At 61.7% G+C, this 8,246-nt stretch carries 10 protein-coding genes; 5 read left to right on the top strand and 5 right to left on the bottom strand.

Features of this window, described 5'->3' with window-relative positions; genetic code table 11:
* Positions 1-118: 118 nt before the first annotated feature.
* From ACF8EF_RS09575 to ACF8EF_RS09560, 4 genes are all read right to left on the bottom strand, one after another.
* Complete coding sequence (locus ACF8EF_RS09575; protein WP_176682898.1) at positions 119-493, bottom strand: helicase; 375 nt, start codon at positions 491-493, stop codon at positions 119-121.
* A 148-nt stretch (positions 494-641) separates the two neighbouring features.
* Positions 642-941 carry an HU family DNA-binding protein gene (locus ACF8EF_RS09570; protein WP_003253355.1) on the bottom strand — a complete coding sequence of 100 codons (300 nt, stop codon included), beginning with the start codon at positions 939-941 and terminating at the stop codon, positions 642-644.
* 187 nt (positions 942-1,128) lie between these two features.
* Positions 1,129-2,277 carry an NAD(P)/FAD-dependent oxidoreductase gene (locus ACF8EF_RS09565; protein WP_176682899.1) on the bottom strand — a complete coding sequence of 383 codons (1,149 nt, stop codon included), beginning with the start codon at positions 2,275-2,277 and terminating at the stop codon, positions 1,129-1,131.
* A 16-nt stretch (positions 2,278-2,293) separates the two neighbouring features.
* On the bottom strand, positions 2,294-2,461 hold the full coding sequence (locus ACF8EF_RS09560) for a rubredoxin (RefSeq protein ID WP_003253349.1): 168 nt from the start codon (positions 2,459-2,461) through the stop codon (positions 2,294-2,296).
* Between the two features lie 199 nt (positions 2,462-2,660).
* Here ACF8EF_RS09560 and ACF8EF_RS09555 point away from each other — a divergent pair, with 199 nt between their 5' ends.
* Positions 2,661-3,218, top strand: coding sequence for a chorismate lyase (locus ACF8EF_RS09555; RefSeq protein ID WP_176682900.1), 558 nt, complete (start codon positions 2,661-2,663; stop codon positions 3,216-3,218).
* Positions 3,218-4,108, top strand: a complete 891-nt coding sequence (ubiA, locus tag ACF8EF_RS09550) for a 4-hydroxybenzoate octaprenyltransferase (RefSeq protein WP_176682901.1) — start codon at positions 3,218-3,220, stop codon at positions 4,106-4,108. The genes ACF8EF_RS09555 and ubiA overlap by 1 nt, the downstream gene beginning before the upstream one ends.
* A 33-nt stretch (positions 4,109-4,141) precedes the next feature.
* Here ubiA and ACF8EF_RS09545 read toward each other — a convergent pair whose 3' ends face one another.
* Positions 4,142-4,513: a hypothetical protein gene (locus ACF8EF_RS09545; protein WP_176682902.1), complete on the bottom strand. Its 372-nt coding sequence runs from the start codon at positions 4,511-4,513 to the stop codon at positions 4,142-4,144.
* 172 nt (positions 4,514-4,685) lie between these two features.
* Here ACF8EF_RS09545 and phoB point away from each other — a divergent pair, with 172 nt between their 5' ends.
* The 3 genes from phoB to ACF8EF_RS09530 all read left to right on the top strand — a co-directional run bounded on the left by phoB (position 4,686) and on the right by ACF8EF_RS09530 (position 8,245).
* Positions 4,686-5,375 (top strand): phosphate regulon transcriptional regulator PhoB, encoded by a 690-nt coding sequence (gene phoB / locus ACF8EF_RS09540; protein WP_003253341.1) that lies wholly within the window; start codon positions 4,686-4,688, stop codon positions 5,373-5,375.
* 48 nt (positions 5,376-5,423) lie between these two features.
* Positions 5,424-6,731 carry a phosphate regulon sensor histidine kinase PhoR gene (gene phoR / locus ACF8EF_RS09535; RefSeq protein WP_176682903.1) on the top strand — a complete coding sequence of 436 codons (1,308 nt, stop codon included), beginning with the start codon at positions 5,424-5,426 and terminating at the stop codon, positions 6,729-6,731.
* A 173-nt stretch (positions 6,732-6,904) separates the two neighbouring features.
* Complete coding sequence (locus tag ACF8EF_RS09530) at positions 6,905-8,245, top strand: hemolysin family protein (RefSeq protein ID WP_176682904.1); 1,341 nt, start codon at positions 6,905-6,907, stop codon at positions 8,243-8,245.
* The last annotated feature ends 1 nt before the right edge of the window (position 8,246 follow it).

Genomic DNA, 8,246 nt, shown 5'->3' with positions numbered 1-8,246 from the left:
TTGACTGTGGGAGCGGGCTTGCCCGCGAACACCGGCGAAGCCGGTGCCATGCACCGCGTCGCTTGTTTCGCGGGCACGCCCGCTCCCACAGGTAAAGCATCGGCATCCCCGTCGGGCTTCAGCCTTTCTTCTTCGGTTTCAGGTATTTCATCAACCCTTGGAACCACATCACCAACGCCGGGTTGCCCTTGATCTGGATGTGCTTGTCCTGAATCCCCTGCATGAACGCCAGCTGCTTGTTACCCGCCTGCATGGTGGCGAAGCCATAGGCGGCGTCCTTGAAGGCAATGGCGAACGCCGGCTGTGGGTGTGCGCCGCCCTTGCTGCTGATGCGCTCATTCTCGACGATGAAGTGCCGGGCGACCTTGCCGTCCAGGGTCTGCATCTGGAACACCAGGTCCTTGCCCTTGAGCTGCTGCTGGAATGCGGGGTTATTACGACTGGCCCTGGCCATCAACAGCCCCATGGCCCAGAGAAGAAAGCGAAACTTCATCAACGCGCCTCGAATGAAAAGTGACTAAGGCGCGCAGTTTATCCTTTTCCAGAACTATTTATGCAAGTTCGAAACATTTTGCCTGCAGAAAGCACAACGGGCGCCCCGAGGCGCCCGCTTGGCTGACACTGGAATAGTCAGGGAGCGATCACTTGCCTTTCTTGGCTGGCTTGGCGGGAGCGTTAACGCTGTCGCGCAGGTTCTTGCCAGGCTTGAAGGCCACGGTATTGCTGGCCTTGATCTTGACCGGCTCACCCGTTTGCGGGTTCTTGCCGGTACGCGCGCCGCGATGACGTTTTTCGAAGGTGCCGAAACCGACCAGGGTAACTGTGTCCTTGTCCAGGGCACCGGTGATGCTGTCGAGAATCGCGTTCAAAACCTGATTGGCCTTTTCCTTGGTCAGATCAGCCTTATCGGCGATGACGGCGGCGAGTTCTGGTTTGCGCATAGTGAAGCCTCTTTGACGGAATTCTTGTTGTTATGCCGTGCTGCCTCTGGGAGCAGCGCTCAAGGCACCGCAGGCTCTAATCTGCGGCAGACGGGAGTGAGAATGGCACGAGCTCAGGGGCCGCGCCAGTATCTGGGCGGCCATTGTGCAGGCAACAACAGGATAAATCCGACAGAACGCGCGCTATTTACGCCATAACCGGTGGCAACTGACGATTCAGCGCCAGCTTCTCCATTACCGCCGTCCCGGTAAGGGCGTAGCCAAGCAGCTTGCCGTCGGCATCAAGGCAGAGCACCTTGAGGTCACTGCCCTGCCCCTCTACCTGCCAGATGCCTTCGCAGCCCTGTGGCGCTGGCGAGACCACCAGCGGACACGCCGGGGTTTTCACGGTGATAGGCATCGGCCCGTAGGAAACTGCCGTCGGCTTGCCGGCCAAGGTTTGCGCCAGCGCCCGGGCACAGCTCATCAGCGGCATCACGTACAGCAGGTTGATGCCATCGACTTCGGCACAGTCGCCAAGGGCGAAGATGTTTGCGTGTGAAGTACGTAGCTCGCGGTCTACGCTTACGCCACGGTTGGTCTGCAGGCCGGCCGCGGCAGCCAGGTCGGTACGTGGGCGCAGGCCGATGGCCGAAACCACCAGGTCGCAGGCAATCACGCTGCCGTCCGACAGGTGCGCCTCGAGGCCTTGGGTTACCTGCTGCAGGCGAGTCAGCACCGGCCCCAAGTGGAAGCGTACACCCAGGCCCTCCAGCCCACCCTGCACTGCCGCCGCAGCGGCCGGGTGCAGCAGGGTCGGCATGACCTGTTCACACGGCGCCACGACGTCAACCTTGAAGCCGCCCAGGCTCATGTCGTTTGCGAATTCGCAGCCGATAAGGCCGGCACCGAGGATCAGTACACGCTGCTTGCCAGCGGCGGCAGCACGGAAGCGCGCATAGTCTTCCAGGTCGTTGATCGGGAACACCAGATGGCCGCCATCACCCTCGATCGGCACCTGCACGGTCTGCGCCCCCCAGGCCAGCACCAGGTCGCGGTACTCCACGGTCTCTTCGCCGATCCACAGCCGCTTGTGGCCCGGGTCGATGCCGCTGATGCGGGTATGAGTACGGATCTCGGCGTTCAGTTGCTCGGCCATGGCGCCCGGCTCAGCCATGCACAGGCCGTCGGCGTCCTTCTGCTTGGCAAAGCCCATGGAAAGCATCGGCTTGGAGTAAGAGCGACCATCGTCGGCGGTGATCAGCAACAACGGCGTCTGCGCATCGAGCTTGCGAAATTCACGGGCCAGGTTGTAGCCCGCAAGGCCGGTACCGATGATTACCACAGGGGACGTCATGTCGTGCTTTCCTCGATTAACCGATGGAGATCATTTCAAAGTCGCTTTTGCCGACGCCGCAGTCGGGGCACAGCCAGTCTTCAGGTACATCCTCCCAACGGGTCCCGGGGGCGATGCCGTCGTCGGGCCAGCCTTCGGCTTCGTCGTAGATCAGGCCACAGACAATACATTGCCACTTTTTCATCAGGTCTATTTCCTCGGTTCAGGCTGGGGCTTGTGCTGCTGATGGTCTCTTCGCGGGTAAGCCCGCTCCTGCAGCGACCGCGAATGGGGCCAGTGCTCAATTCGTGGGGGCTTTGTAGCGGCCCTGCCGGCAGTATGCAAGCAGTTGGGGCAATCATGCTAAGCTCGCCGCCTCTCTGGCTGTAACAAAGCATACCGACGTGTCGTACGAATCCCCGCAAGCAGCCGCTGTCGCGTGGCTGCCGTATTCACAACTGGCGACCGACATCGACCAGCCCACCCTTGACTGGCTGTTCGACGAGGGCTCGCTGACCCGCCGCCTGACCCGTCTGTCCATCGATCACTTTTCCGTCACCCCGCTGTTCGAAGGCTGGCAGCCGCTGCGCGATGACGAATGCCAGGCGCTGGGCATCGCTGCCGGCGCCGAAGGCTGGGTGCGCGAAGTGTATCTGCGCGGCCATGGCCAACCTTGGGTATTCGCCCGCAGCGTGGCCAGCCGCAGCGCCCTGGAACGCGGAGGACTGGACCTGGAAACCTTGGGCAGCCGCTCGCTGGGCGAGCTGCTGTTCTGCGACCAGGCGTTCATCCGTCATCCACTCGAAGTGTGCAGTTATCCACAGGCCTGGCTACCGTCCGAAGCTGCACATGCGGCGCTGTGGGGCCGCCGCTCGCGCTTCGAGCGCAACGGCCTGGACCTGCTGGTGGCAGAAGTGTTTCTGCCGGCATTGTGGCAAGCGGCCAAGGAGGAAAACCGCTGATGTACCTGCAACTGCTCAAGTCGCTCAACCGCCTGCACCCGCGGGCTTGGGACTTCGTCCAGCTCAGCCGCATGGACCGGCCGATAGGCATCTACCTGCTGCTGTGGCCGACCCTGTCGGCAGTGTGGATTGCCGGCAACGGGTCACCAACACTGGCCAATGTGCTCATCTTCGGCCTTGGTGTGGTGCTGATGCGCGCGGCCGGCTGCTGTATCAACGACTTTGCCGACCGCAAGGTTGACGGCCACGTCAAGCGTACCGCCGACCGGCCCCTGGCCAGTGGCCGAGTGCGGCCACGCGAGGCGCTGACACTGTTCGCGATTCTGGTAGGAGTGAGTTTCCTGCTGGTGCTGTGCACCAACAGCCGAACCGTCTGGCTGTCATTCGGGGCGGTGGCGTTGGCGTTCTGCTACCCGTTCATGAAGCGCTACACCTACTACCCGCAGGTGGTGCTGGGAGCGGCGTATTCGTGGGGCATTCCGATGGCGTTCACGGCGGCCGGTGGTGACCTGCCGGCCAGTGCCTGGCTGCTGTATATCGCCAACCTGCTGTGGACGGTGGGTTATGACACCTACTACGCCATGGTCGACCGCGATGACGACCTGAAGATTGGCGTGAAATCGACCGCGATCCTGTTCGGCGACGCCGATCGCAGCATCATCCTGACCCTGCAGTTGCTGTCGCTGGGCTGCCTGTTGCTGGCCGGTAGCCGCTTCGATCTGGGTGGCTGGTTCCACCTCGGGTTGCTGGGTGCGGCGGCGTGCTTTGCCTGGGAATACTGGTCGACGCGCAAGCTGGACCGGGAATCGTGCTTCAAGGCGTTTCTGCACAATCACTGGGCTGGGTTGCTGGTGTTTATCGGGGTGGTGCTGGATTACGCGTTGCGCTGAGTGTTTTGGGGCCGCTGTGCGGCCCCGGCTATCTCAAGGCTTGGCAACGTGCCAGACGTCTTTCACGCCGTCACCGGTCATGTCGCCGGCCTTCTTGTCCTTGATGAAGGTATACAGCGGCTTGCCGTCGTAAGCCCACTGCATCGAACCGTCGTCACGCGTTACATGGGTCCATTTATCCTTCGGTGCTTCGTCTTCTTTCTTGACCATCAACGGTGGCCAGTTCTTGGCGCAATCGCCATTGCACATCGACTTGCCACCCGCATCCTTGTCAAAGGTGTACAGGGTCATGCCGGCATGATCGACCCACATGCCGTCCTTCTCCATGGCATGGTGGGCCAACGCCACCCCCGGGAGCGCCAGCGCAGTGAAAAGGGCCATCCAGCTCAGCGTATGTCGTGTCATTGGATTCACCATTGTTTCGGGGGAAATGAGTTCGGGTTGCCATTACGGCGGCCCTCTGTAGCCTAGTTCAGTCACGGAATGTCGCCAGAACGGCCAACACCCTGTCACACAGCTGCAATAATTCCGTTATCTAATGCGGGCCAAGACACCGAATCCAGGAGAGGTTTTGAGCATGGTAGGCAGGAACATTCTGATCGTCGACGACGAAGCGCCCATTCGCGAGATGATCGCCGTTGCCCTGGAAATGGCCGGCTATGACTGCCTGGAAGCGGAAAACTCGCAACAGGCCCATGCGATCATCGTCGACCGCAAACCGGACCTGATCCTGCTCGACTGGATGTTGCCGGGCACCTCCGGCATCGAGCTGGCCCGTCGCCTGAAGCGCGACGAGCTGACCGGTGATATCCCGATCATCATGCTCACCGCCAAGGGTGAAGAGGACAACAAGATCCAGGGCCTGGAAGTGGGCGCCGACGACTACATCACCAAGCCGTTCTCGCCGCGTGAACTGGTGGCGCGACTGAAAGCCGTGCTGCGCCGCACTGGCCCGAGCGACAGCGAGGCGCCGATCGAGGTCGGCGGCCTGCTGCTCGATCCGATCAGCCACCGCGTGACCATCGACGGCAAGCCGGCCGAGATGGGCCCTACCGAATACCGCCTGCTGCAGTTTTTCATGACCCACCAGGAGCGCGCCTATACCCGAGGCCAACTGCTGGACCAGGTGTGGGGCGGCAACGTCTATGTCGAGGAACGTACCGTCGACGTGCACATCCGTCGCTTGCGCAAGGCACTGGGTGAAGCTTACGAGAATCTGGTACAAACCGTCCGGGGCACTGGCTACCGCTTCTCGACCAAGAGCTGATCGAGTTCCAGAGCGCCAAGCTGCACGTCGTTGTACAAGGACCGTCAATTGAACCAGAACTGGCACGCAACCCTGATTCGCCATCTGCTGTTGCTGATTACCGTCTGCCTGATCGGCGGGCTGGTCAGCGGCTACTACGGCTGGAGCCTGGCCATTGGCCTGGCGCTCTATCTGGGCTGGACCCTCAAGCAATTGCTGCGCTTGCACGACTGGCTGCGCAATCACCAACCTGACGAAGCACCGCCCGATGGCTACGGCCTGTGGGGCGAGGTGTTCGATAGCATCTACCACCTGCAACGCCGCGACCAGCGTGTGCGCGGCCGCCTGCAGGCAGTGATCGACCGGGTGCAGGAGTCCACCGCCGCGCTGCGTGACGCGGTGATCATGCTCGACAGCGACGGCAACCTGGAATGGTGGAACCGCGCCGCCGAGACCCTGCTGGGCTTCAAGACCCCACAGGACGGCGGCCAGCAGGTGACCAATCTGGTGCGCCACCCGCTCTTCAAAGAGTACTTCGAGGCAGAAAACTACCTCGAACCGCTGGAAATCCCTTCGCCGATCAATGACCGCATGCGCGTGCAGTTGCACATCACCCGCTACGGCAACAATGAACACCTGATGCTGGTGCGCGATGTCACCCGCATCCACCAGCTGGAACAGATGCGCAAGGACTTCGTCGCCAACGTGTCCCACGAGCTGCGCACGCCGCTGACGGTAATCACCGGCTACCTGGAAACCCTGCTGGACAACGTCGAAGACGTGAACCCACGGTGGAGCCGCGCCCTGCAGCAGATGAGCCAGCAAGGCTCGCGCATGCAAACCCTGCTCAACGACTTGTTGCTGTTGGCCAAACTGGAAGCTACCGATTACCCATCGGACAACCAGCCGGTGGCAGTCGATGCCCTGCTCGCCGCCATCAAGAACGACGCCCAGGCCCTGTCCGGGCCGCGCAACCAGCGCATCAGCCTGGAAGCTGCGCCCGGCCTGAAGCTGAAGGGCAGCGAGTCGGAACTGCGCAGTGCCTTTTCCAATCTGGTGTTCAATGCAGTCAAGTACACCCAGGACGAAGGCAACATCCGTATCCGCTGGTGGGTCGATGCCCAGGGCGCTCACCTGTCGGTGCAGGACTCGGGGGTGGGCATCGATGCCAAGCACTTGCCACGCCTGACCGAGCGTTTCTACCGGGTAGACTCCAGCCGTGCATCGAATACCGGCGGTACCGGGTTGGGGCTCGCAATCGTCAAGCATGTGCTGATGCGGCACCGCGGCAAGCTGGAAATCAGCAGTGTACCGGGGCATGGCAGCACCTTCACCTGCCACTTTCCGCCAGCACAATTGGCCAACGAAAAGGCTTGAGATTGGGGCTGCGGCGCAGCCCTTCGCGGGCATGCCTGCTGCCACTTGGACCGCAATGAGTCCGCTGCCCTTTGCTTTTACGGCCCCAGCCGCTACATTGGATTCCCCGTGCCAGCAAAAGCTGGCACTTTTTTTCTCTCTATCTCAAAGACGGACCCCGTAAAAACTCCATCATGGACCCTTCTTCTGGTATCAGCCTCACCTCGTTATTCGCCGATTTCGGCATGATCATTTTTGCCTTCCTGCTGGTGCTGCTCAACGGCTTCTTCGTTGCTGCGGAGTTCGCCATGGTCAAGCTGCGCGCCACACGCGTAGAGGCCATCGCCGAAAAGCACGGCTGGCGCGGCAACATCCTGCGCAAGGTTCACAACCAGCTCGACGCCTACCTGTCGGCCTGCCAGTTGGGCATCACACTCGCCTCGCTGGGCCTGGGCTGGGTGGGTGAGCCCGCCTTCGCCCACCTGCTGGAGCCATTGCTGGCCTATTTCGGCGTGGACAGCGCCGAGCTGATCAAGGGCATCTCGTTCTTCGTCGCCTTCTTCGTCATCTCGTACCTGCACATCGTGGTCGGCGAGCTGGCACCCAAGTCCTGGGCTATCCGCAAGCCAGAGCTGCTGTCGCTGTGGACTGCCGTGCCGCTGTACCTGTTCTACTGGGCGATGTACCCGGCCATCTACCTGCTCAATGCCAGTGCCAACACCATCCTGCGCATTGCGGGCCAGGGCGAGCCTGGCCCGCACCACGAACACCACTACAGCCGCGAAGAGCTCAAGCTGATCCTGCACTCCAGCCGTGGCCAGGACCCAAGCGACCAAGGCATGCGCGTGCTGGCCTCGGCCGTGGAAATGGGCGAGCTGGAAGTGGTCGACTGGGCCAACTCGCGTGAGGACATGATCAGCATCGACGCTCATGCGCCTCTGAAGCAGATCCTGGCCCTGGTGCGCCGCCACAAGTTCAGCCGCTACCCGGTGTACGACGCCGAGCGCGAAGAATTCACCGGTCTGTTGCACATCAAGGACCTGCTGCTGGAGCTGGCTGAGCTGGAGCACTTGCCAGAGACCATCGACCTGGAGGACCTTGCCCGGCCACTCGAACGCGTGTCGCGGCACATGCCGCTGGCCCAGTTGCTGGAGCAGTTCCGTAAGGGCGGAGCGCACTTCGTGCTGGTCGAGGAAGCCGATGGCAAGGTGATCGGCTACCTGACCATGGAAGACGTGCTGGAAGTGCTGGTAGGCGACATCCAGGACGAACACCGCAAGACCGAGCGTGGCATTCTCGCCTACCAGCCGGGCAAGCTGCTGGTGCGCGGCGACACCCCCCTGTTCAAGGTCGAGCGCTTGCTGGGTATCGACCTTGACCACATCGAGGCAGAAACCTTGGCCGGGCTGATTTACGAAACGCTCAAGCGCGTGCCTGAAGAAGAGGAGTCGCTGGAGGTCGAAGGGCTGCGCATCATCATCAAGAAGATGAAAGGGCCCAAGATCGTACTGGCCAAGGTGCTGAAGCTGGATTGAT

Origin of the sequence: Pseudomonas sp. zjy_15 (genome assembly GCF_043101865.1) — a bacterium.
Taxonomy (GTDB): Bacteria; Pseudomonadota; Gammaproteobacteria; order Pseudomonadales; family Pseudomonadaceae; genus Aquipseudomonas; species Aquipseudomonas putida_Y.
The sequence above is the reverse complement of the archived record's forward strand: the minus strand, read 5'-3'. Positions and strand labels throughout refer to the sequence as shown.